Annotated in this window: 23 protein-coding genes; 8 read left to right on the forward strand and 15 right to left on the reverse strand. The window is 62.1% G+C overall.

The features are described 5' to 3' along the window. Nucleotides 1-29 precede the first annotated feature (29 nt). A complete protein-coding gene (locus GJB56_RS17115) occupies nucleotides 30-1,670 on the forward strand; it encodes an ABC-F family ATP-binding cassette domain-containing protein (protein WP_113682516.1) in 1,641 nt (546 codons plus the stop codon). Nucleotides 1,671-1,739: 69 nt separating this feature from the next. Here GJB56_RS17115 and GJB56_RS17120 read toward each other — a convergent pair whose 3' ends face one another. The 6 genes from GJB56_RS17120 to GJB56_RS17145 form a co-directional block, all read right to left on the reverse strand. Further along, the gene (locus tag GJB56_RS17120) at nucleotides 1,740-2,228 is read right to left on the reverse strand and encodes a nuclear transport factor 2 family protein (protein WP_113682517.1); all 489 of its coding nucleotides are present in this window, start codon (nucleotides 2,226-2,228) and stop codon (nucleotides 1,740-1,742) included. Between the two features lie 27 nt (nucleotides 2,229-2,255). Next, nucleotides 2,256-3,569, reverse strand: a complete 1,314-nt coding sequence (locus tag GJB56_RS17125; protein WP_113682873.1) for an MFS transporter — start codon at nucleotides 3,567-3,569, stop codon at nucleotides 2,256-2,258. Between the two features lie 76 nt (nucleotides 3,570-3,645). Next, nucleotides 3,646-5,103, reverse strand: a complete 1,458-nt coding sequence (locus GJB56_RS17130; protein WP_113682518.1) for an FAD-dependent oxidoreductase — start codon at nucleotides 5,101-5,103, stop codon at nucleotides 3,646-3,648. Further along, nucleotides 5,100-5,882 carry an SDR family NAD(P)-dependent oxidoreductase gene (locus tag GJB56_RS17135; RefSeq protein WP_020909036.1) on the reverse strand — a complete coding sequence of 261 codons (783 nt, stop codon included), beginning with the start codon at nucleotides 5,880-5,882 and terminating at the stop codon, nucleotides 5,100-5,102. The genes GJB56_RS17130 and GJB56_RS17135 overlap by 4 nt, the downstream gene beginning before the upstream one ends. Next, nucleotides 5,875-6,711: an SDR family NAD(P)-dependent oxidoreductase gene (locus GJB56_RS17140; RefSeq protein WP_007731420.1), complete on the reverse strand. Its 837-nt coding sequence runs from the start codon at nucleotides 6,709-6,711 to the stop codon at nucleotides 5,875-5,877. Before GJB56_RS17140 ends, GJB56_RS17135 begins: the two co-directional genes overlap by 8 nt. 49 nt (nucleotides 6,712-6,760) lie before the next feature. Continuing rightward, nucleotides 6,761-7,210, reverse strand: a complete 450-nt coding sequence (locus GJB56_RS17145) for a nuclear transport factor 2 family protein (RefSeq protein ID WP_113682519.1) — start codon at nucleotides 7,208-7,210, stop codon at nucleotides 6,761-6,763. 138 nt (nucleotides 7,211-7,348) lie between these two features. Between GJB56_RS17145 and GJB56_RS17150 the strand changes: the two genes are divergently transcribed. The 6 genes from GJB56_RS17150 to GJB56_RS17175 all read left to right on the forward strand — a co-directional run bounded on the left by GJB56_RS17150 (nucleotide 7,349) and on the right by GJB56_RS17175 (nucleotide 12,828). Then, nucleotides 7,349-8,071, forward strand: coding sequence for an IclR family transcriptional regulator (locus tag GJB56_RS17150; protein ID WP_029256190.1), 723 nt, complete (start codon nucleotides 7,349-7,351; stop codon nucleotides 8,069-8,071). 131 nt (nucleotides 8,072-8,202) lie between these two features. Next, a complete protein-coding gene (locus tag GJB56_RS17155; protein ID WP_113682520.1) occupies nucleotides 8,203-9,168 on the forward strand; it encodes a pirin family protein in 966 nt (321 codons plus the stop codon). A gap of 1 nt (nucleotide 9,169) precedes the next feature. Continuing rightward, nucleotides 9,170-9,916, forward strand: a complete 747-nt coding sequence (locus GJB56_RS17160) for a pirin family protein (protein WP_020970713.1) — start codon at nucleotides 9,170-9,172, stop codon at nucleotides 9,914-9,916. A gap of 114 nt (nucleotides 9,917-10,030) precedes the next feature. Continuing rightward, nucleotides 10,031-10,813, forward strand: coding sequence for a pirin family protein (locus tag GJB56_RS17165; RefSeq protein WP_020970714.1), 783 nt, complete (start codon nucleotides 10,031-10,033; stop codon nucleotides 10,811-10,813). 44 nt (nucleotides 10,814-10,857) lie between these two features. Further along, complete coding sequence (locus GJB56_RS17170) at nucleotides 10,858-11,784, forward strand: PaaI family thioesterase (RefSeq protein WP_113682521.1); 927 nt, start codon at nucleotides 10,858-10,860, stop codon at nucleotides 11,782-11,784. Between the two features lie 66 nt (nucleotides 11,785-11,850). After that, nucleotides 11,851-12,828, forward strand: a complete 978-nt coding sequence (locus GJB56_RS17175) for an intradiol ring-cleavage dioxygenase (protein ID WP_080909580.1) — start codon at nucleotides 11,851-11,853, stop codon at nucleotides 12,826-12,828. A 13-nt stretch (nucleotides 12,829-12,841) separates the two neighbouring features. Here the strand turns inward: GJB56_RS17175 and GJB56_RS17180 are convergent, their stop codons facing one another. From GJB56_RS17180 to GJB56_RS17190, 3 genes are all read right to left on the reverse strand, one after another. After that, nucleotides 12,842-15,202, reverse strand: coding sequence for an ATP-binding cassette domain-containing protein (locus GJB56_RS17180; RefSeq protein WP_019745212.1), 2,361 nt, complete (start codon nucleotides 15,200-15,202; stop codon nucleotides 12,842-12,844). 70 nt (nucleotides 15,203-15,272) lie between these two features. Beyond that, nucleotides 15,273-15,683 (reverse strand): VOC family protein, encoded by a 411-nt coding sequence (locus tag GJB56_RS17185; protein ID WP_020909044.1) that lies wholly within the window; start codon nucleotides 15,681-15,683, stop codon nucleotides 15,273-15,275. 5 nt (nucleotides 15,684-15,688) lie between these two features. Beyond that, nucleotides 15,689-16,138 carry a helix-turn-helix transcriptional regulator gene (locus tag GJB56_RS17190; RefSeq protein ID WP_019745214.1) on the reverse strand — a complete coding sequence of 150 codons (450 nt, stop codon included), beginning with the start codon at nucleotides 16,136-16,138 and terminating at the stop codon, nucleotides 15,689-15,691. A 113-nt stretch (nucleotides 16,139-16,251) separates the two neighbouring features. Between GJB56_RS17190 and GJB56_RS17195 the strand changes: the two genes are divergently transcribed. Further along, on the forward strand, nucleotides 16,252-18,210 hold the full coding sequence (locus tag GJB56_RS17195; RefSeq protein WP_113682522.1) for a M13 family metallopeptidase: 1,959 nt from the start codon (nucleotides 16,252-16,254) through the stop codon (nucleotides 18,208-18,210). A 68-nt stretch (nucleotides 18,211-18,278) separates the two neighbouring features. On the opposite strand, the gene GJB56_RS17200 is transcribed toward GJB56_RS17195, so the two are convergent. The 6 genes from GJB56_RS17200 to GJB56_RS17225 all read right to left on the reverse strand — a co-directional run bounded on the left by GJB56_RS17200 (nucleotide 18,279) and on the right by GJB56_RS17225 (nucleotide 23,964). Beyond that, the gene (locus tag GJB56_RS17200) at nucleotides 18,279-18,605 is read right to left on the reverse strand and encodes a YnfA family protein (RefSeq protein WP_003940244.1); all 327 of its coding nucleotides are present in this window, start codon (nucleotides 18,603-18,605) and stop codon (nucleotides 18,279-18,281) included. A gap of 16 nt (nucleotides 18,606-18,621) precedes the next feature. Further along, complete coding sequence (locus tag GJB56_RS17205; protein WP_019745216.1) at nucleotides 18,622-19,707, reverse strand: ABC transporter ATP-binding protein; 1,086 nt, start codon at nucleotides 19,705-19,707, stop codon at nucleotides 18,622-18,624. 15 nt (nucleotides 19,708-19,722) lie between these two features. Beyond that, on the reverse strand, nucleotides 19,723-21,054 hold the full coding sequence (locus GJB56_RS17210; protein WP_019745217.1) for an ABC transporter substrate-binding protein: 1,332 nt from the start codon (nucleotides 21,052-21,054) through the stop codon (nucleotides 19,723-19,725). A gap of 38 nt (nucleotides 21,055-21,092) precedes the next feature. After that, complete coding sequence (locus GJB56_RS17215) at nucleotides 21,093-21,995, reverse strand: carbohydrate ABC transporter permease (protein ID WP_097386916.1); 903 nt, start codon at nucleotides 21,993-21,995, stop codon at nucleotides 21,093-21,095. Continuing rightward, nucleotides 21,992-22,966 (reverse strand): carbohydrate ABC transporter permease, encoded by a 975-nt coding sequence (locus tag GJB56_RS17220; protein ID WP_019745218.1) that lies wholly within the window; start codon nucleotides 22,964-22,966, stop codon nucleotides 21,992-21,994. The genes GJB56_RS17215 and GJB56_RS17220 overlap by 4 nt, the downstream gene beginning before the upstream one ends. A gap of 74 nt (nucleotides 22,967-23,040) precedes the next feature. Beyond that, nucleotides 23,041-23,964: a L,D-transpeptidase gene (locus GJB56_RS17225; RefSeq protein ID WP_019745219.1), complete on the reverse strand. Its 924-nt coding sequence runs from the start codon at nucleotides 23,962-23,964 to the stop codon at nucleotides 23,041-23,043. Nucleotides 23,965-24,080 lie beyond the last annotated feature (116 nt).

A 24,080-nucleotide genomic window follows, 5' to 3' on the forward strand; every position in this document is an offset into this window, starting at 1 on the left:
CGCGCCCGCACGACACCTGAGGTCTATTCATGTCCGATACCTACATCGTTTGCTCGAATCTGTCTTTTGCCTGGCCGGACGACACTCCGGTCTTCGACGAATTGTCCTTCACCGTGCCCGGTGGCCGAACCGGGCTGGTTGCCCAGAACGGCGTCGGGAAAAGCACTCTGCTCAGATTGATCGCCGGTCAACTCCGCCCACGCGCCGGCAGTGTGTCCGTCGACGGCGTTCTCGGATACCTTCCGCAAGACCTTCCACTGACGGGCGATCTGACCGTTGCCGAGGTCTTGGGCATCGCCCCGACGCTCGCTGCGCTGGACGCTGTCGAATCCGGAGACACACGAGAAGAACACTTCACGACAATCGGGTCCGACTGGGACATCGAAGAGCGGACCCGAGCCCAACTCGGCCGACTCGGTTTGGCCGACATGACGTTCGATCGTCGTCTCGACACTCTGAGCGGCGGGCAGGTCGTCTCGCTCGGACTGGTAGCTCAACTCCTGCGACGCCCCGATGTCCTTCTCCTCGACGAACCCACCAACAATCTCGACCTTGACGCGCGCCGCAGACTTTACGACGTTCTCGACGACTGGAGTGGCTGTCTGTTGGTAGTCAGCCACGATCGAGGACTACTCGACCGTATGGACCGCATCGCCGAACTTCACAGCGGCGAGATCAGCTTCTACGGTGGCAATTTCACCGACTACGAAGCTGCGGCACGCTCGGCTCGCGAGGTGGCGGAGAAGAACATCCGCAACGCCGAGCAGGAGGTCAAACGCGAGAAACGCGAACTACAGCAGGCCCGAGAACGCGCTTCACGACGCGCAAGTAACGCTGCCCGCAATCTCGGGAACGCGGGCTTGCCCAAGATCTTTGCGGGGACCCTGAAGCGCAATGCTCAGGAATCGGCCGGCAAGGCGAACGAGACACACCTCGCCCGGGTCGATGCGGCAAAGGACCGACTCGACAGAGCGGGCCGCGCTCTTCGAGACGATCAGACGATTTCGCTCGAACTGCCAGGTACTCACGTACCCGCCGGACGCATGGTGTTCTTTGGTGAGCGAATGCAATTCGCGTTCGGCGATCGTGAGATCTTCGCCGACCCCGGCATTGACCTGGCCATTCGAGGACCGGAGCGTATCGCGTTGACCGGGCCGAACGGCGTCGGAAAGTCGACGCTACTTCGCATCGTCAACGGGGATGTTGCGCCGACTTCCGGTGAGGTCAAGCGAGCCGACGGCCGGGTGGCATATCTGTCGCAGAGGCTCGACCTACTCGACCCCGCACGCACCGTCGCCGAGAACTTTGCATTGTCGGCTCCAGGCCTTCCGGCCCCGGAACGCATGAACATCCTGGCGCGCTTCCTCTTTCGGGGTGCGGGTGCTCACCTACCCGTCGCTGCACTCTCGGGCGGTGAACGGCTGCGGGCTACGTTGGCATGCGTTCTCTTCGCCGATCCGGCCCCGCAATTGCTTCTTCTCGACGAGCCGACCAACAACCTCGACTTGGTGAGCGTTGCTCAACTCGAAAGTGCCCTGAATGCATATCAGGGAGCGTTCGTGGTGGTCAGCCACGACGAGAGATTCCTGGCCGAGGTCAAGGTCGAACGCTGGCTCAGGCTCTCGGACGGCCGTTTGACCGAGGTCGCCGCACCGGACGCAGTGGGCTGACACGACCAGTGAACAGGCGAAAGGCCTTCACACACATCGTGTGTGAAGGCCTTTCGTCTGCACTACTGGTCAAGGCGTCCTGGTGTACACCGGATCGTCGAAGGATCGGCGTTGGGTCACCCAGTCAGTGGGCAGAACGTTTTCGATCACGTCTTCACGGGATTCGTCGAACACGACGATCCGATCGGCGATTCGCCACTCACCACGGCGCCTTTCGAACCTGTCGACGTAACGGCACTTGATCGTGGCAAGCGTCTGCACCGAATCCGTACCGGAACGCTCCTGCCGCAGAAAACACAAACAGTACGACTCACACTGAGCGACATCGCCGTTGACGTCGATCAGTATGTTGGAAATGCAGTGGATCGACGAGTCGATCGTCTTGTGTCTGAGCTTCATGTCTTCGATGAGCCCGTCGACGGTTCCGATGTAGCCACCGTGGTTGTCTATCGCGTCGTCGAAGTAGCAGAGAGCTACGCTGTCGAAATCTTTCCGATCCACGGCCCGAGCGTAGCGATACAGAACTTCGGTGATTTCTTGCTTATCAGCGAGGGACACAACACGTCTCCTGTTCTCCCGAGGTGATCAATCAACCTGCAGTTCAACGCCCTTGGTCTCCTTGATGAAGAAGACCGTGACGAGGGTGATCACGGCACAGAACACGAAGTATCCGGCCGGGGCGAGAGAGTTACCGGTCAAGCTGATGAGATAGGTGGCGATGAAGGGCGCGGTGCCACCGAGGAACATGTTGGTGACGTTGTTGCCCAAGGCCAGACCGCTGTACCGCACAGATGCTTTCAGCATTTCGACATAGGTCACGTACGAAGCACCGTTGACAACGGAAACGCAGATGAAGAGCACCGACTGACCGACAACCGCCTGCCAGATACCAGAACCGGCCATCATCATGAACATCGGGATTCCGAGAACCACTGCGGCGGCACTACCGGCGAACAGCACCGGCCGACGCCCGTACTTGTCTGCCATGTATCCCGAGATCGGCAACGTGATGACGCCGAGAACCAGCGCAAGAGAAGTGGAAAGGAAGGCAACGCGCGACGAGTGACCGCCGGTGGTCTGCAGGTACGTTGCGGCATACACCGAGGCGATGTAGTAGCCACCGGTGATGAGTGCGCCCAGCAGGATGATCTTGACGACGCTGCCGCCGGAGGTACTGAGCAGCTCACGGATGGGAAGCTTCTTGGTCTCACCCTTGTCCTGCAGTTCTTCGAACTGAGGAGTGTCTTCCATCTGGCTACGGATCCAGATACCGATGCCACCGATCAGCAGGCTGAGCAGGAACGGGATACGCCACGCCCACTCGAGGATCTGCTCTTGCGAGAATACCGACGTCAGGCCGAGGGCCATGAGCGAAGCAGCCAGCGAACCCAGGTAGGTGCCGGTATTGACCATCGAGGTCTGCGTTGCACGCCACCGCTTGGGAGCGGACTCGGAGACAAACGCGTTGGCACCGCCGAGTTCACCGCCGGCCGCGAAGCCCTGAAGGCAACGAGCCAGAACGAGGATGGACGTGGCCCACACACCCAGCGTGGCGTACGTCGGTAGCAAGCCCATGCCTGCTGTCGCCAGAACCATCAGAAGGATGGTCCAGGAGAGAGCATTCTTTCGGCCGTACTTGTCGCCGATGTGGCCGAAGAAGATTCCGCCGGGCACGCGTAGAAAGAAGGCCACGGCGAATGCTGCAAAGGTACCGAGCAGTGCTGCGTTCGGGTCGTGGGAAACGAAGAACAGCGCGGCGATTGTCGTGGCCATGTATCCGTAGATACCGAAGTCGTAGTACTCGACGACGGTACCGACGATGGCCGCGCGAATTACCTTCGTCGTCGACTGTCGTTCGGTTGCCACGCTGCTGCCCTCGGTGAATTCGGCTCTCGCCATGGTCTCATTCTCTGACATGTTGTTCCCTGCCTGGATTGGATACTGACTGGATTCGGTGCCGCGCAGACGTCGGACGTCAGGAGTGCGCGATGGAATGGACCGGTGCGCTCTCAGCGCTGGTCCTGGTGTAATTCGCCGCATTACGTCCCGCTACGCGGCCCATGGTCAAAGCGTTGGCAACTGCATTGCCGCCGCCCACGTATCTCAGTCCGAGGATTCCGGCGCCGGCCTCACCGGCCGCGTACAGACCCTCGATAGGTACTCCGGTGCTGCCGAGTACGGCCGCATCGGTGTTGATCTCCATTCCCGCGTGCGTGCATACGAGCTCCGCCGGAAGGATTTTCGCGGCATAGAACGGTGCTGTCGCAATAGGATCCGGGTTGCCGACGGCACCCTTGTTTCGCAGCGTGCGATGACGGAGGAAGTCGTCGTCGTGACCGCTGGGCAGTTGGTCGTTCCATCGACGCAGGGTTTGCGTCAACGTCGCAACCGGAACACCCGTAGCCACTGCGAGGTCTTCGATCGTATCCGCGCGAATCGTGCCACCGGCGGCAACTTCTTCCTCGATGCGTTCGGGATTCCAATCCGCATATCCCGGAGCCAGATTCACGCGAGCGTTCTCGTCGAAGATCATCCAACCGTATCCACCCTGATGGTCGATGATGCCGGTCGAGACGGCGTACGAGCTGTCCTCGTCCATGAATCGACGGCCGTCCTGGTTGACATAGATCCGCGACTTCGGCGGAAAACCGGCCTGCCAGTGATGGAATCGCTGGAAGTAGACCGTGGGCAGCATCAGACCCCAGCCGTCGCCCGCCACGGAAGCACCGAGGTTTTCGGCAAAACGAAGATGGTCTCCGCGACTCCCCTCCGCTGCGACGACGAACAAGGCGTCTCCGGCCTTGTTCGCGTCCGGGAAGTGGCGCGTCACCAAGCCCGGATCTTGCGCGAATCCACCGGAAGCAACAACGACGGCGCCCGCATGTACCTCGATGTCGTCGGCGACAACACCGACAACCCGACCGTCTTCCTCGATCAGCTTCTGCACCCGTGTTCCGAAGATGACCTCGATCCCGTGCTTACGACGAGCCTTGTCCAGCACCTGAATCAGTCCGTATCCCTGATCCTTGGGCACATGGCCGCGCCAGACGTCCTCGACGCCGGCCTGGGCGAGTCCCGGTTGGTGAGCGTTACCCGAGATCGCCGCTGGAATCTCGACGCCGAGTCCGATGAGCCATTCCAGTGTCGGACCGGCATTTTCGCAGAACGCACGAATCAATCCGGGTGAGAGCATCCACTGGTTGAGGTCCATGTAGTGCTGGAAGAACTTCTCTGCCGAGTCGTCGACTCCGAGTCCGGCCTGCACGCTTGTTCCGGCGGCCGTGAAGATTCCGGCCGAAAGCGCAGTGGATCCACCGAGTTCGGTTTCGGACTCGAACAGCAGAACGGATGCGCCTTCTTCAGCTGCCGACACCGCAGCGGCGAGACCGGCTCCGCCGCCACCGATGACAACGACGTCCCAGTGCTCGGTCATGAAAGTTCTCCAGTCTCCGCGATGATGCGGTGGTAAAGACCGTTCGACACCAACCCGCCGTCGACGGTGAGCTCCGTACCGGTGGTGTAGGTCGAACTGTTCGAGAGCAGGAACAGCACTGCTTCGGTGATCTCGTCGAGAGTTCCCATGCGTCCGAAGGGAACCGACTTCAGTGACGCGGCGACGAAGTCGTTTGCGCCGCCGAGCAGCGCCGTACCGACCAGTCCCGGGTGCACAGAGTTGACGCGAATCCCCCACTGCGCGAAGTTGCCCGCGGCCGACTTCGACAGACCGGTCAAACCCCACTTACTCGACGAGTAAGCCGGAGAGAAGTATCCGATCTGACCGGCGATGGACGAGATGTTGACGATCGATCCGCCACCACTCTCGCGCATCAGCGGCGCCACCGCCTTCATACCGTAGAACGGACCGAAGAGGTTGATCTTCATGGTCAGTTCCCAGATGTCGTTCGGGGTGTCCATGAATTCGAGCCGACGCGAGATGCCGGCGTTGTTGACCAGTCCCCCGAGTTCCCCACGGGTGGTGCGAATTTCGTCGACAACCCGGTCCCAGGCCTCGGCATCGGTGACGTCTAGAAGATGAGCGGACGCCGATCCGCCGGCGGAGACAATGTCGTCGACCACGCCGGATGAATCCGAAACATCGGCAATGCAGACATGCGAACCGCGCGCGGCGAGAGTGCGCGCGTGATGCGCTCCCATCCCGGCAGCACCGCCGGTAACGAGAACGACGCCGGGATATTTCGTGGACTCAGACATGCCGCGAACCACCGTCCACCGCAATGCTGTGCCCGGTGACGTAGCGCGCGCTGTCCGAGAGCAGGAACAGCAGCGGGCCGAAGACCTCCTCGGGCGAGCCCAGACGATGCAGCGGCACCGCGTCGAGTGCGTTCGCGAGCGCGATCGGATCTTCTTGAACCCACTTCGTCATCGCCGTGTCGATGTAGCCGGGCGCAATGGAGTTGACCCGAATACCCTTGTCCCCGAACTCCACTGCGAGAGACTCCGTGAGGTGCGCGACGGCAGCTTTCGACGTGCAGTAAGCGCCTCGCCCCTTCCGCACACGCAGCGCAGATACCGAGGACATGTTGACGATGGCGCCGCCGGGACCGAGGTGGCGTGCCGCAGCCTGAGCACCGTAGAGCACTCCTTCGACATTGACACTCAGCGTTGCGCCGATCTGCTCCGGGGTAATCTCCTCGGCCAGCGCGAACGGGAAGATACCCGCATTGTTGATCCAGAAATCGACCCGGCCGAACTCCTTCAACGCCAACTGCGCAAGCAGTTCGTGCTCGTCCGGCTTGGTGACGTCGACCCGAGCTCCGACGACGCGACCCGGCTTGTCCGCCAGTGCATTCGATTCCAGGTCCGTATTGATTCGTGCGGCCGTGGCGAGCATCTGCTCTTCGTTGATGTCGGCGCCGACGACATGTACGCCGCGTGTTGCCAGCCCTTCGGCGAAGGTCGCACCCATACCCTGAGCCGCGCCGGTCACCACTGCGACCTTGCCTGCCAACTCCGGGTACACCGCCGACATCTGCGTCACAACGGTGCGGCCCGGGTTCGTCTGGTCAGAGCTTTCGGTCATGATGTACTTCTCCTACTGAATATTGTTGTGCAAGAAACATTTCGGTACTTCAGCCGTGTTCGGACACTCGAGGTGCGTCGTCTCGGGAGACGGTGCGGCGGGCGATCTTCCATTCCTCACCGACCCGAACCACGCGGTCATCGACAGTCGTCATCCGCACCAGTCGCGATTCACCGCCGCGAGCGGTGGCAACTATCTGCAGGTACCCGCGCACTGCGAGAGCACTCTCGTCCACCGCCTCGACGACGAGATTGGTCAGAACGTGCCGATGCACCTCGTCGACGGCTTCCGCAGCAGCGTAAAAGCGAGCAGCAAACGCTGCAAGGTCGCCGAAACCGACCACGGGTTCCGGATAACTGGGTGAATGAAATTCACCGTTGTCCGTGAATGTCTGCGCCCAATCCTGCTGGCGCCCAGAGTCTATGCAATGACTCTGGTGGCCGTACAGCTGTTGGATTGCGACAACATCCTCCGTTGCCACGACGCGATAGTTGCTCATGAAGGTTCTCTCCGAACACGCTGCGCTGCATCCACCCGAAGGTTGTGCAGCTCCGTAAAGTGTGCGATAATCGCACACACTGTGCGATATGTTCAAAGCGTAGGTGGCATACCTCACAAACGTCAAGAAAGGGATTTGATGTCAGAGCTGAGCGAGGAACACCGTCCGCGCAAAAGCGCAGTTCAAGTGGACTCGAGCATGTCGAAAACGCTGCACCACGGACTCGAGATCTTGGAACTCCTGACGTCCTATCCGCACGGTTTGTCAGTCACGGACATTGCCGACGGAGTGGGAGTCCACCGGACTGTCGCACATCGGTTGATCCGCACACTCGAGGCTCATCACCTGTGCCGCAAGGACTCCTTCAAGCGCGTCACTCTCGGCGCCGGACTGGTCACCCTCGCCGAACCGGTGGAACAAGATTTGCGAACCCTGGCCCGCCCGATACTTCAAGAACTTGCCGAGGCCACCGAGGCGACAGCACACCTGGTGGTCCGCGAGAGCGACACCGAAGTGCGCGCACTGATGGTGGTCGAACCGCGCAGCGCCAAGGTTCACGTCGCGTTTCATCCGGGGCAGGTTGATCCGATCGACCGCGGCTCCGCCGGGCTTTCCATTCTTGCCTCACTCCCACCGGTGAGCGGGGAACGAGAGGAAGTGACGGCTGCCCGCGCACGGGGTTATGCAGTGACCGTCGGGGAGGTCATCCCGTCCGTCCTCGGAATCTCGGCAGTCATCCCCGGTAGACGCCGCGACGCCATCTCCAGCCTCGGAATTTCCGTGTTCGACTCCGAGGATCAAGCAGCCCTGGGCGCCGAGGTCATGGCAGCGGCAAAAACCCTCGGCAGCATGTTGCGCTGATCCAGACAACAGGCTGATCCGAACACCAGCCGAGCCCCGGGAATACCCGGGGCTCGACTTTGTTGACTCCGAATGAGATAGTTGAACAATCAACTACCTGACATCAGCTTCACGGATACAAGGAGTACGACATGCCTGCTGTGACAGTCGAGAACATCTTGGCCCTGCCCCGCCTCGACGAGCCGGCAGAGTCAGCAGTCGACCGCCCCGTCAAGAGCATCACCACCGCACCGGTCGGATACGAAGGTGAAGGCTTTCCCGTTCACCGCGCCTTCGCCGGAATCGACCTCTCCGCCCTCGACCCCTTCATCCACATGGACCAGATGGGCGAAGTCAACTACGCACCCGGAGAGCCCAAGGGCACTCCGTGGCACCCGCACCGCGGCTTCGAAACCGTCACCTACATGATCGACGGCATCATGGAGCACCAGGACTCCAACGGTGGCGGCGGTGTGATCGGCGGCGGCGACACCCAGTGGATGACCGCGGGTGGCGGCATCCTTCACATCGAAACTCCGCCGGAGCACCTCGTCCTCAGCGGCGGCCTGTTCCACGGCGTCCAACTGTGGGTCAACCTGCCTCGCGACAACAAGATGGCATCTCCGCGGTACCAGGACATCACGGGCAACAAGGTGGCCCTGCTTTCCTCGCCGGACGGCGGAGCCTTGGTGCGCGTCATCGCCGGAGACATCGCCGGCCACGCCGGACCCGGATCGACGTACACACCCATCGCGCTCTCCCACACCACTATTGCCCCGGGTGCGAGCCTGACTCTGCCCTGGAACCCCGAGTTCAACGCCATCGTCTACGTGCTCGCCGGCGAAGGAACGGTCGGAGCCGAGCGTCGACCCATTCGAGTAGGGCAGACGGCTGTCTTCGGACGCGGTGACTCCATCACCGTCGCCGCTTCCGATCGCCAGGATTCGCGGACCGAATCCCTCCAGGTATTCATCCTCGGTGGCAAACCGATTCGTGAGCCCATCGCGATGGCCGGGCCGTTCGTCATGAACACCAAGTCCGAGGTCATGCAGGCCTTCGAGGACTTCCAGGCCGGACGCCTCGGATCCATCCCGGCAGCACACGAAAAGCTGAGCTGACATGTCGTCGGTGGTCGTCCAACGAGCAGCCGAACGTGCGCACCTCAACTACGGCTGGCTCACCGCGCGTCACAGTTTCCCCTTCGCCGGAAACTTCGATCACGCCGCGTACGCGCACGGACTTCTGTTGGTGAACAACGACGACATCATCGAAGCCGGCTCCGGTTTCGACACTCATCAGCACCGCGATACCGAGATCGTGACGTGGGTGCTCAGCGGATCTCTGGTTCACCAGGATTCCGCTGGGCACTCCGGCGTCATCCATCGCGGACTCGCGCAGAGAATGAGCGCCGGTACCGGAATCCTGCACTCCGAGCGCAACGATCGCTTCCGGGCCGACGGCTCACGCGTCACCGAACCCGTTCACGTCGTTCAGATGTGGATACCGCCGGACGAATCCGGAGTGACCCCGAGCTATCAGGAACTCGACATCAACTCCGAACTCGACGGCGGTGGCCTGATCACCCTGGCATCGGGGATGCCTGCGCATCGCGGTCACAGCGCCATCGGCCTGCACAACAAACATGCGGCACTACATGTTGCTCGCCTCGAGACCGGCGGGTCGGTATCTCTTCCGGATGCGCCGTACGTGCACGGGTTCATCGCCAGCGGCACTGTCGACGTCGAGGGAGTCGGATTGCTGGGACCAGGAGATTCGTTGCGACTCAAGGACACTGGCGGTCAACGAGTCGAGGGAATCGACGATGCGGAGATACTCGTGTGGGAGATGCACGCGTCGACGAACTGACGACACCACCGAGTACGCCCAATGTTCGGACTACACAGCAGGTTCGTCGTAGGGTGGATGCCGGTAGTGGTGGATCCGGTAGTGATGGATCCCGGTGGCACAGAAGGAGGAGCCATGGCATCTGGTCGAGCACAGGCCCCACGGACGACACCGCACATCGATGTGCACCGCTCCGGTGATCGCTTGAAATCCCGCGTCTCCTGGCTGGATTCGAAACATTCGTTCTCGTTCGGACAGCATTACGATCCGGACAACACTCATCACGGATTGCTGCTCGTCAACAACGACGACACCGTCCTTGCGGGAACCGGTTTCGACACGCACCCGCACAAGGACATGGAAATCGTGACGTGGGTACTTCGCGGTTCGCTCGTGCACCAGGATTCCATCGGCCACACCGGCGTTATCTATCCAGGCCTCGCCCAGCGCATGAGCGCCGGTACCGGGATCATGCACAGCGAGAAGAACGATTCGTGGCGTATTGGCGGCGAACAGCATTCCGACCCCGTGCATTTCATCCAGATGTGGGTGGTACCGGACGAAGGTGGACTGACCCCCGGCTACGAACAACTCGAGATCGACGACGAACTGCTGCGCGGCGGTCTGATCCCGGTGGCCTCCGGAATGGAGCGCTACAAGGATCACTCGGCGATTCGCATCAACAACAAGAACGCCGCCATGCACGTCGCGCGGATTCTGCCCGGCACCTCCGTGAATCTTCCCAGCGCACCGTTCCTGCACGTCTTCGTTGCGCAGGGCACTGCCGAGATGGAGGGCGTCGGCACACTGTACGAGGGTGATGCCGTCCGGTTGAGCGATTCGGGTGGGCAGCAACTGACCTCCGACGCCGGGGCGGAAGTCCTCGTCTGGGAGATGCATTCACGTATCGGTGGTTGAGACCCGGTCTCGGCAGGACTGGGCGCGCTGGAGATACTCGACGGATGAGCATCGACAACTCCGCCGCACCCGTCACGCAACTTGACCCCCTCAACACCTTGATGGGTGTGCGCGCCGTATCGGTCGTGCCTGGCGACTTGGCCTTCGCGCAGGCAGTCGGCCCGCGCTTCCACGATCACCGTGGCAAGACGGTGCTCGGTTCCATCGGCGTCATGATCGACGGTGCCATGGGCGGCGCGGTGTACTCGGGACTGACCTCGGGCCATCAATCCGTGCTCGCGCAGGTCACGGTCAGCGCGGGCGCCGACATTCCCGCTCTCGCAGACGTCGGCGCCACCGGCACGCTCGTGCATCTCGACGACGGCGTCGGGCTCGCGTCCGGTCAACTTCGCGACGAGAACGGCACCCTGCTGGCCGTGATGGCCGGCCGCGCAATGGTGGTCTCGCGTCCACCCGTCGTCGGAATCGACGACTACGTGGACGGTGAGCCGCTACCGGTCCCGACGCCGGAGAAAACGAGCAACCTGAGTGGGTTGTCGGGGTCCGACGTCGTCGAAGGTATCCGAGGCGGCACGCTCGAACGCGGACCGCTCGCCGGGCTACTCGATCTTGCTGTCGTCGACGTGACGCCAGGTTCCGTCGTCGGGGAGTTCGCACCCGTCGCCTGGATGGCCAACCCGCTGGGCGCCGTGCAGGGCGGTGTCCTCATCTCGGCAGTCGACGCCGTTACGGGACTGGCAGCACAGACCCTGACCAGCGCCGATCAGGACTATCGCGTCCTCGACCACAAGATCGACTTCCTGCGCTCACCCGACATCGGTGGGCCGATCATGCGCGCCGAAGCCTCCGTGATTCGCGCCGGGCGCAGGCTCGCCCTGATCGAAACTCGCATCGTCGACGCCGGCGGGCAGGTCTACGTGCGGGCCACCTCGAGCATCCAGATGCTCTCCCAGCAAGTTCACAGCGGATAACCAGTTCCGCACCAGGTCGCCCGTCCACCATTGAGACAACAGCCCACACAATGGAGGTACAGCGGCGTGAACAAAGACATCGAAGCGAGCAGGCTACGCGTGAGCCGTCGACGGGCCCTCGCTCTCGGCGGAACCATCAGTCTCGGCGGGCTCATCGCAGCCTGTTCCGGTAACAGTGGCACCGCCACGACGACTTCGGCCGCGGCTGCATCGACGACAACCACTTCCGGCGCTTCCGCAGCGGCCACGTCCGGCGATGCCGTCACCGCACTTCTGGCCAAAGCACCGCAGTGTGTCATGAGCAAGGAAGAGACGCAGGGTCCCTACTGGTTCGACGTCGACTCCATTCGCGGCGACATCCGCGAGGACCGTCCGGGCACCACGCTGCAGGTTGCGATGCGCGTGCAGGACAACAGCCAGTGCAACGTCGACGGCAGCATCGGCGCGGTCTCCAACGCCGTCGTCGAGATCTGGCACTGCGACGCCGGCGGCGTGTACTCCGGCTTCGAATCCGGTTCGCTGAGCGCCAACGGCGGCGGCGGAACTCCCCCGGCCGGCGGGATGGGTGAACCTCCGTCAGGTGCACCCGGAGGTGGAATGGGCGAACCTCCGTCAGGCGCACCCGGAGGAATGGGCGGCGGCATGGGCGGTTCCGGAGAGACCTCCGACGGTTCGTACAGCGTCGGCGACACCGAAGCCACCACCACCGACGACGGCACCTACCTGCGCGGCGCCCAGACCACCGATGCAAACGGCATCGCGCAGTTCACCACGATCTTTCCCGGCTGGTACATGGGCCGCACCACTCACATTCACGTCAAGGTGCACATCGACAAGAAGACGGTCCTCACGTCGCAGACCTTCTTCGACGAGACCCTTCTCGACGAGGTGTACTCGCAGTCCCCGTACAGCGAGCACACCGGTCGTGAGAACAACACGAACAACGCCAGTGACGGCATCTACGACGACACCGGCCTCATGACCGTCGAGAAGCAGTCGGACGGTTCCTACCTCGCCGTCATCAACCTGGGTATCGACGCCTGAGGTAGGAGCCGACTCAGCCGCCGACGTATGCCGCGAGGTGCTTTCCGGTGAGGGTGGAGCCGTCGGCGACGAGCTCCTCGGGAGTGCCTTCGAAGACGATCCGACCGCCGTCGTGACCGGCTCCAGGGCCGAGGTCGATGATCCAGTCGGCGTGCGCCATCACGGCCTGGTGGTGCTCGATGACGATGACGGACTTACCGGAATCGACGAGTCGATCGAGTAGACCGAGCAGCTGCTCGACGTCGGCCAGGTGCAGTCCGGTGGTCGGCTCGTCGAGGACGTACACGCCACCCTTCTCGCCGAGGTGCGTCGCCAGCTTGATGCGCTGACGCTCACCGCCCGACAGCGTCGTCAGCGGCTGGCCGATCGTGAGGTACCCGAGCCCCACGTCGACCAGTCGGACGAGGATCTTGTGCGCAGCGAGCGTCTTGGCCTCACCGTCGCCGAAGAACTCCTCGGCCTCGGCCACCGACATCGTGAGAACCTCGTTGATGTCCTTGCCACCGAATTTGTATTCGAGAACTTCCGCCTGGAAGCGCTTGCCTTCGCACTCCTCGCAGAGAGTGGCAACGCCGGCCATCATCGCCAGGTCGCTGTAGATGACGCCGTTGCCGTTGCACGTCGGGCAGGCGCCTTCGGAGTTGGCACTGAAGAGCGCCGGCTTCACGCCGTTGGCCTTGGCAAATGCCTTGCGGATCGGGTCGAGCAGCCCGGTGTACGTTGCCGGGTTGCTCCGACGCGAGCCGCGGATCGCACTCTGATCGACCGACACCACGTCTTCGCGTTTCGCGAGCGAGCCGTGGATCAGCGAACTCTTACCCGATCCGGCCACACCAGTCACCACGACCAGTACGCCGAGAGGTACGTCGACGTCTACATCTTGGAGGTTGTGTGAGTTCGCTCCACGAATCTCGATTGCTCCGGTGGACTCCCGCACGGTCTCCTTGAGGGCGGCCCGGTCGTCGAAGTGACGCCCGGTGACCGTATCGCTGGCTCGCAAGCCATCGACTGTGCCCTCGAAGCAGACGTTTCCGCCGGCGCTACCCGCGCCTGGACCGAGGTCGACGATGTGATCGGCGATCACGATCGTCTCCGGCTTGTGCTCGACAACGAGCACGGTGTTGCCCTTGTCCCGCAGGCGCAGCAGAAGATCGTTCATCCTCGCGATGTCGTGCGGATGCAGGCCGGTAGTGGGCTCGTCGAATACATACGTGATGTCGGTGAGCGAGGAACCCAGGTGACGAATCATCTTGGTGCGCTGAGCTTCACCACCGGACAGCGTTCCCGACGGACGGTCGAGACTGAGGTAGCCGAGTCCGATCTCCACGAAGGAGTCGAGCGTTTCGCCGAGCGTCGTGAGCAAAGGCGCGACCGATGGTTCCTTCAGACCGCTGACCCATTCCGCGAGATCGCTGATCTGCATCGAGCAGGCGTCGGCGATATTGACGCCCTTGATCTTCGACGACCGCGCACCCTCGCTCAAACGCGTCCCATCACATTCGGGGCAGGTGGTGAACGTGATCGCCCGCTCGACGAACGCCCGGATGTGGGGCTGCATCGCGTCGACGTCCTTGGCCAGGAACGACTTCTGAATCTGCGGAATCAGACCCGTGTATGTCAGGTTGATGCCTTCGACCTTGATCTTGGTCGGCTCTTTGTAGAGCAGATCGTTCAGTTCCTTCTTGGTGTACTTCTTGATCGGCTTGTCGGGATCGAAGAAACCGCAGCCGCGGTAGATCCGGCCGTACCAACCCTCCATGCTGTAGCCGGGGACCGTGATCGCACTCTCGTTGAGCGACTTGGTGTCGTCGTACAACGCGGTCAGATCGAAATCGTTGACCGCCCCTCGTCCCTCACATCGCGGACACATGCCGCCGGTGATCTTGAAGCTACGACGCTCTTTCGTCTGACGTCCGCCGCGTTCCATCGTGACCGCGCCTGCTCCGGAGATCGAGGCCACGTTGAACGAAAACGCCTGAGGCGAACCGATGTGAGGCTTTCCGAGACGGCTGAACAAGATGCGGAGCATCGCGTTGGCGTCGGTGGCGGTTCCGACTGTCGAGCGCGGGTCGACGCCCATCCGCTGTTGATCGACGATGATCGCGGTGGTCAGGCCGTCGAGAACATCGACGTCCGGCCGCGCGAGCGTCGGCATGAATCCTTGAACGAAAGCGCTGTAGGTCTCGTTGATCATCCGCTGCGATTCCGCGGCGATCGTACTGAACACCAGCGAGCTCTTTCCCGAACCGGAGACGCCGGTGAATACCGTCAGCCTCCGCTTCGGGATCTCGACGCTGATGTCTTCGAGATTGTTCACCCGCGCGCCTTGCACGCGGATCAAATCGTGGCTGTCTGCAGTGTGCAGGGCAGTCATCGTGTCTCCATCTGTCAGTCGATCGCCGACGGTCTCAGCGCAGTTGACGGTCTCAGCGCAGTTGACGGGCTCAGCGCAGTTCTTGAATACGGATCAGGTTTCCCGCTGGGTCGCGGACGGCGCAATCGCGAACGCCGTACGGCTGCTCGGTCGGTTCCTGGACGACGTCGATGTCGCCGGCCTGAAGCCGCTCGAACGTATCGTCCAGATCTTTGGTGGCCAGAAGAAGTCCGCCGTACGTGCCCTTGGCCATCATCTCGATGATGGTGCGGCGCTCGTCGTCGGTGATTCCGGGATCGACGGCCGGAGGATGCAACACGATGGAGGTGCCGGGCTGGCCGGGCGGCCCCACCGTGATCCATCGCATCCCGTCGTATCCGACGTCGTTGCGCACCTCGAACCCAAGGGTGTCGCGGTAGAAGTTCAGGGCGGCGTCAGGGTCGTCCTGCGGAAGGAAACTCGAGTGAATGGTGATGTCCATGGCGATCACGTTAATTGCGGTTGTGGGTTCTGCGCTTCTCGATTCCTGATCGGTCTGGTGACTTGTTTGGACACACAGGACGGCATTCCGGCCGTCGACTGTTCGGCCTCGCGCCGATAGACGCTGGGCGGGACCCCTACCAATTCGGTGAACTTACTGCTGAAAGTGCCGAGAGAGCTGCAGCCGACTTCGAAGCAGACGTCCGTGACACTGAGATCTCCGCGGCGCAGCAACGCCATTGCGCGCTCGATTCGCCTGGTCATCAGGTATGCGTACGGCGGTTCGCCGTACGCCTGACGGAATTGGCGACTGAGATGCCCCGCAGACATGTTCACTCCCCGCGCGAGCGCCTCCACGTCCAGAGGCCGCGCGTACTCCCGGTCGATACGGTCACGCACGCGTCGTAGTCGCGCGAGGTCCTGCAGGTGCGGATCTGCGGCAGGTCTGCTGGTCACGTATTCGATCGTGCCATGCGGTACCGACGTTGCCCAGCACAAGAGATGAACTGGGGTGTGGAGCGATCACGCACACACCGAGCAGTTCGTCATGATCGTGTAAGGATGGAGAAATGACCACGGCTCATCGCTCAGGCATCGACCTCACCCACCTCGACGGCGACACACGGGCGCAGGACGATCTGTTCGTCCACGTCAACGGAAAATGGCTCGCCGAATACGAGATTCCGGCAGACCGCGCAGTCGACGGGGCCTTCCGGACGCTCTACGACAAGGCCGAAGAAGACGTACAGACCATCATCACCGAAGCCGCGGAGTCCAACTCTGCCGCCGGTACCGATGCACAGCGCATCGGCGACCTGTACTCGAGCTTCATGGACGCCGACGCCGTGGAGGCCGCGGGCCTCAGCCCCATCGACGACGAACTGGACGCCGTCGCCGATGCGCCGGACCGGTCGTCGTTGGCCACCGTGATCGGACGCCACCAGCGCGTCGGCGTCGGCGGTGCCATCTCGCATTACGTCGACACCGATGCCAAGAATTCCGAGCGGTACCTGATCCACTTCAGCCAGTCGGGAATCAGCCTGCCCGACGAGTCGTACTACCGCGAGGACAACTACGCGGAGATCCGCGAGAAGTACGTCGCGCACATCGACAAGATGTTCACCCTCGCCGGCGTCGGCTACGACGCACAGCGTGTGTTCGAACTCGAGAAGAAGATCGCGGCCGGGCATTGGGACGTCGTCAAGCGTCGTGACGCAGATCTGAGTTACAACCTCGTGGGCTTCGAGGAACTGACCGAGCAGAACCCCGGTTTGGACTGGGCGGCATGGTTGTCCGGTCTCGGCGCCGATTCGGAGAAGTTCGCCGAGATCGTGGTCCGTCAGCCCGATTTCCTGCACACCTTCACCGCACTCTGGGCGTCGGAGTCACTCGACGACTGGAAGGCATGGGCAGCGTGGAAGGTGCTGCACGCTCGCTCCCCCTACCTGCATTCGGCGCTGGTCGACGAGACCTTCGCTTTCTACGGAACCACGCTCTCGGGTACCGAAGAGAACCGTGAGCGCTGGAAGCGCGGAGTCAGCCTGGTGCAAGATCTGCTCGGCGAGGCCGTCGGCAAGCTCTACGTCGACCGTCACTTCCCCGCTGAGGCGAAGACCCGCATGCTGGAACTGGTCGCCAACCTGCAGGAGGCGTACCGCCGCAACATCTCCGACCTCGAGTGGATGAGCCCGCAGACTCGTGAGGCCGCGTTGGCCAAGCTCGAGAAGTTCACCCCGAAGATCGGTTACCCCGACAAGTGGCGTGACTACGCCGGTCTCGATATCTCGGCTACCGACCTGGTGGGCAACTACCGTCGTGGATACGCCGCCGAGTACGACCGTGACCTGGCCAAGCTGGGTGGCCCCGTGGACCGTGACGAGTGGTTCATGACGCCGCAGACCGTCAACGCCTACTACAACCCAGGCATGAACGAAATCGTGTTCCCCGCAGCCATTCTCCAGCCGCCGTTCTTCGACGCCGCAGCCGACGATGCCGCCAACTACGGGGGTATCGGCGCCGTCATCGGCCACGAGATCGGGCACGGCTTCGACGATCAGGGCGCCAAGTACGACGGCGACGGCAACATGGTCGACTGGTGGACCGACGAGGATCGTAGCGAATTCGGCAAGCGCACAAAGGCTCTCATCGAGCAGTACAACGAGTTCGAGCCCAACGAACTGCCGGGCCACCACGTCAACGGTGAATTCACGATCGGCGAGAACATCGGCGATCTCGGCGGGCTGTCGATCGCGATCGCGGCGTACAAGATCGCGACCGAAGGTACCGAACCTCCGGTCATCGACGGACTCACCGGTCTGCAGCGCGTGTTCTTCGGGTGGGCGCAGGTATGGCGCACGAAGGCCCGTGAGGCCGAAGCGCTTCGCCGTCTGGCCGTCGACCCGCACTCGCCGCCGGAGTTCCGGTGCAACGGCGTCGTCCGCAACCTCGACACGTTCCACGAGGAGTTCGACGTCAAGCCCGGTGACGCACTGTATTTGGAGCCGGAGAAGCGTGTGAAGATCTGGTAGCAAGGGCAAGCCCCTGTGCGCGCTTAAGGACCCCCTGGACTCCCTGAGCGCGCACGGGGCCGAAGGCCCTACCGGGCGTACATGATCACCCCGACGCCGACCAGACAGATCAGCGCACCGGCGATGTCGAAACGATCCGGGCGGAATCCGTCCATCACCACCGCCCACAGCAGTGAACCCGCTACGAAGATCCCGCCGTACGCGGCGAGGATGCGCCCGAAGTTCGCATCGGGTTGCATGGTCGCGACCAGACCGTAGAGACCGAGCGAGATGACGCCGAGCCCTACCCAGATCCAGCCCTTGTGCTCGCGAATTCCCTGCCACACCAACCACGCGCCCCCGATCTCGAGCAGCGCGGCGAGTACGAACAGCAAGAGCGAACGTGCGACGGTCATGCCGCACACAGTATCGCTACAGACGTACCCCGGTCTCCGCGGAAAAGAAGTACACCTCGCCGGCCTTGGGCAGCAGATGAAGCGACTCCCCCGGTGCCACCGACATCTTCCGATCGACGCGAATGACAATTCGGCCGGATCGGCTCTGCCACTGCGAATCCGGGGCACCCTTTGCATAGACGAACGATTCGGCGCCCAGCTCTTCAAGCAGGTCGGCATCCACGGCCAGCGAGCCCTTTCGCCACGCTCCCACCAGATCCCACGACTCGGGACGCACTCCCACGACGACCCGCTCCCGCTCGGACGCCCCGGTGGGCAGCGGAATCCGCAGGTCACCGAGCACTGCGACGGTACCCTCGACCGGCGCTTCGATCAGGTTCATGCCGGGCGATCCGATGAAGGCGGCCACAAAGGTGTTGACGGGGTTGTCGTAAAGTTCCCGCGGCTTCGCCACCTGCTGCAAACGACCGTCCAGCATCACCGCCACCCGGTCCCCCATCGTCATCGCCTCGACCTGATCGTGGGTGACGTAGACCGTCGTGGTGCCGAGTCGACGCTGTAAGGCAGCGATCTGCGACCGCGTGCTCACGCGTAGTTTGGCGTCCAGATTGCTGAGCGGCTCATCCATGCAGAACACCTTGGGATGGCGAACGATGGCCCTACCCATGGCAACTCGCTGACGTTGCCCACCGGACAACTTTGCCGGTTTACGTCCGAGCAGCGGTTCGAGTTCAAGCATCCGTGCTGCCTCGAGTACCCGCTCCCGCCGTTCGGACTTTCCCACTCCCGCGTTCTGGAGCGCAAAACCCATGTTCTGCTCGACGGTCATGTTCGGGTACAGCGCGTAACTCTGAAACACCATGGCGACGTCACGTGCTCGCGGCGCGAGATGCGTGACGTCCGTGCCGCCGATCTCGATCCGGCCGTCCGACGCGGATTCGAGACCGGCGAGCATTCGCAGGCTGGTGGACTTACCGCAACCGGAAGGCCCTACGAGTACCAGGAACTCACCGTCGGCGATGTCGAGGTCGAGACGGTCGACTGCCGGTCGATCGGTTCCTTCGTAGCGGTGCGTGACTCCCGCGAATTGCACGTTGGCCATGAGTGTTCTCTCCTACTACTTCGGCAGCTTTGGGGTGATCTGCCGGTCGATGATCTGCTGCAACTGGGTGGCAACGCCGGCGAATGTCGATGCGACGTCGGCTTTCTGGAGAGCAATCTGCTCGAGTCCGGTGCCGATGATCTGATCGCCACCCGGGACGAACACGCGTGCGTAGTCCTGCGAGCGCGTACGCGAAAGCTGATCCACAGCGGTACGGGAGTTCGGATTCGCGTCGAGGAATGCCTTCATGCTCGGCTCCGACGTTGCCGACTTGCGGACCGGCATGTAGCCGACGTTCTGCGAGAAGTACGCCGTGTTCTCACCATTGGTGATGAAGTCGATGAACTTGAGCGCGTTCTTCTTACGCTGATCGGAGATCTTGGACGGGATGGCAAGTCCGGCGCCGCCGGTGGGGCAACCGGGAGTTCCGTCCACCGCCGGGAGGAACGCGGTGCCGAAGTCGAAGTTGGCAGTCTTCTTGATGCCGGACAGGTCACCCGTCGACGCGATGGTCGACGCCAGGATGCCCGTACCGAATTCGTTTGCGATGTCAGTGGAGACCGCGGCGTACTTCTTGTCGTGAATCATGCTGGAGAGGAACTGCCCTGCGGCAATGGTCTTCTCATTGTCGAGCTGCAAATTCCACTGGTCGGAGTACGATCCGCCGAAGGTCCAGATGGGGCCTTCGTAGGTCCAGCCGAGGTAATCCTTCGCGTTGCCCCACCCGTGTGCCAACTTGCCGTTGCCCACGACCTTCTGCAGCTCAGGTCCCCACTCGTCGAACTCCTGCCACGTTGCAGGCCCACGGTCGGGAAGTCCGGCCTGCGACCAGACCGCCTTGTTGTAGTAGAACAACGGCGTCGACCGCGCATAGGGAAGTGCGTAGTGCTTGCCCTGGAACAGGTAGTCGGCGAGCAACGAGTCGACGTAGTCGGCCGAGTCGACGCCCACCTCGGAGAAGAGTCCGTCGAGCGGCTCGATTGCCCCGGCAAGTGCGTAGTTGAACCACCAGACATCCGACAGCACAACCACATCGGGAACATCTCCGCCGGAGAGAGCAGCGTTGAACTTCTGCGCCACCTCTTCGTAGTTCTTGCCGCCGTCCACCAAGTTGACCTTCAAGTCCGGGTACTTGGTCTGGAAGCGGTTGATCAATTCCTTCTCCACGTCGGTGGACTTACCCGGGTGGTTCGACCAGAAGGTGATGGTGTTGGACTCACCCGACGCACCGGATGTTCCCGCAGCATCAGCACTGGAACCACCGGATCCCGCGCACGCGGTCAGTGCTGCGCCGGCGGCGATTGCACCGCCGAGGCTCAGAAATCCGCGTCTGTTCATGTTTGCCATTACTGCTCCTCGAGAAAGAAATGTGACGGGAAAAGCTGTCAGCCCTTGACCGCACCGGAGGTGAGGCCTTTGATCATGTGTCGTTGCAGCAGAAGGAAAATCACCAGGATCGGTAGCATCGTCAGTACCGTTCCTGCCATGACGGGACCCCAGTTGGTGAGTCCGTCGTTGTTCTGCAGTTGGGTCAATCCGATCGGCAGCGGCGCCACCGAGGAATCGTCGGACATGAGGAACGGCCACAGGTACTCGTTCCATTCGTTGACCACCGTGATGATGCCGAACGCCACCATCGTGGGCCCGGAAACGGGGAGCACCACTCGCCAGAGAAGCCGCCAGTGGCCGGCGCCGTCCATCCGCGCTGCCTCGATGATCTCCGAAGGTATCGAGAGAAAATGGTTGCGCATGAGGAACGTACCGAAGGCTACACCCGCAAGCGGAACTATGATGCCCTGGAACGTGTTACGCCAGCCCCACTCTGCCACGAGCGCGTAGTTCGAGATCACGGTGATCTGGTTCGGAACCATCAATGCGGCGATGATTCCGAGAAAGACGAAGTTCTTCCCCGGGAAGCGCAGGAACACCAGCCCATAGGCGCTGAGAGTCCCCAGAACGAACTTCGCCGCGGACAGTATCGTCGTGATCACTATCGAGTTCCGCAAAAACATCCAGAACGGAACCGATGTCGTTGCTTCGGAATAGTTTTCGGGATGCAGCGATGACGGCCACCACGTTGCAGGCTGCGTGTAGATCTCCGGACGCTCCTTGAACGAGGTCATCACGATCCAGTAGAGCGGCAGGACGATGATGACCAAGGCGATCACCATTGCCGCGTAGCCGAGGATCTTCACACCGACCTCACGCCGGTCCACGTTCTTGCGATCCGGCCCGGGTCGGACGACGGAAGTCGGAGCAGCGCTTTTCTTTTCCTCTACCGCTGTCATTTCTCTTCTCCCCGATCCATGGCACGAACCTGGTAGACGGTGATGATCAGCAGGATCAAGAACATGATGGTGGCAACCGTCGCGCCGTAGCCCGCCCGGAAGTTTCGGAATGTCTCGTTGTACACCTGGTAGACCATCGTCGTCGTCCCTGTACCCAGCGGGCCACCACGGGTCATGACGTTGATGATGTCGAAGACCTGGAGCGAGTTGAGCATGACGGTGATGGAGAGGAAGAACGTCGTCGGGCGCAACTGAGGTAGGAGCACCCGGCGGAACTTGGTCCACGGCTTGGCACCGTCGATTTCGGCGGCTTCGTTCAATTCTTGCCGAACTCCTTGCAGCGCAGCGAGATAGATGACAAACGTGTAGCCGAGGTTCTTCCACATGTATGTCACCGTCACCATGAACAGCGCCCAGTGGGGGTCCTGATAGAAGTCGGGCGATTGGAGTCCGACGCGGTGCAGGAGATCCTGGATCAGACCGAAGTTGGGGTCGAAGACGAACTGAAACGCGACACCGATCGCTGCACCGGAGATCACGAACGGCGCGAAGATCGCCGACCGGACCAGGTTTCGCCCGACGAGCTTGCGATCGAGCAGCATGGCCAACGCCAGACCGATGACCATCGAACCCACCACTGTGACCAATGTGAATACCACTGTGTTGGTGACGATCTGCCAGGTGTCGCTTCGTCCGAACCACTCGCGGTAGTTGCTCAGCCCGATGAACGTCGCCTTCGGGTCCGCAATGTTCCAGTCGAAGAACGAAAGTCGGATGTTGTCCACCAGCGGGCGATAGGTGAACAAGATCAGCAACGCGAGATTGGGACCTACCAAGAGCGCAAAGAGCGCGTAATCACGCCATGGTCTGCCCCACAGACCTGGCTTGCCTGAAGTGGGCAGCGTTCTTTCCGGACTCGATCTCACTGAGGCAGTCTGACCGCTCGCAACGAATGAATGGTGAACGTACAAGACACTCGAGCTGAACGCGACACGAAAAAGGCCCTGCGCGAATACTTCTCGCGCAGGGCCTTCCTCGTCGATGTCTAGCGGTTCCAATCACCCAATCCGTCGGCGCCGCTGAGGACTCCACCTGCGGTGTTCTGCACGATCACCGGGTCACCCTTGCCTGCGTTCTCGAAGAACCACTTGGCGTCTTCGGTGCTGACATTGAGGCAGCCGTGGCTGACGTTGGTGAAACCTTGTTGCGCTACCGACCACGGAGCGGCATGGACGAAGATGCCACTGTAGGAAATTCGTGTCGCGTACTCGACGTAGGTGCGGTAACCCTCGGGAGAATCGATCGGAACGCCGTACGTGGACGAATCCATGTACATGTCGCGCAGCTGCTCGCCGACGATGTACGTGCCGTTCGGTGTTTCGTGCCCCGGCTTGCCGAACGACGTCGGCATGGTGCGCACGACCTCACCGTTGCGGGTGACGGTGACCTGCTTGGTGTTGTCGTCCGCGACGGTGACGAGTGCGTCACCGATGTTGAACGTGGAGTGCGAATCACCGGCGTCGACGGTCACGGAGATGTTCGCCGGCCAGAACTGTGCCGGCTTCCAACGGACCTGGCTGTCGTTGATCCAATAGAAGCTGCCATCGACCGGAGGATCGGTGGTCACGCGAATCGCGCGCTCGGCCGTGGCACGGTCGCCGACTGCCTCGTTGAAACGAATGATGATCGGCTGCGCGATGCCGACTGTCTCACCCGCCGACGGGTTGAGCGACGGCGCGGAGAAGTTGGGAGCGCCGATGGGAGCCTGAATCGGTGTACCCGGGATGCCCGGAACCGGAATCGCCGGATCGAGGTACGGAACGCCGGGAATGACGGGCAATGGAATGTCCGGTCCACCGGGGAAGAGAGGAACGGCCGCGGAAGGTCCGGCGAGAGCCAGGCCGGCAGCCACCGCTCCGACGATTGCCACGGCAACCCGTGACGTCCGACGACCCTGTTTGCTGCCCATGTCACTACCTTCGCTCGAATGACCACGTACTCACGTGGATTTTGCGCGGCCGGCATCGATACCCGCCTGGTCCCGATGCCGATGCACCATCCGGACGCGCCCGCCGGGCGCACACC

This window comes from Rhodococcus sp. AQ5-07, assembly GCF_009707305.1.
Taxonomy (GTDB): domain Bacteria; phylum Actinomycetota; class Actinomycetes; order Mycobacteriales; family Mycobacteriaceae; genus Rhodococcus_F; species Rhodococcus_F erythropolis.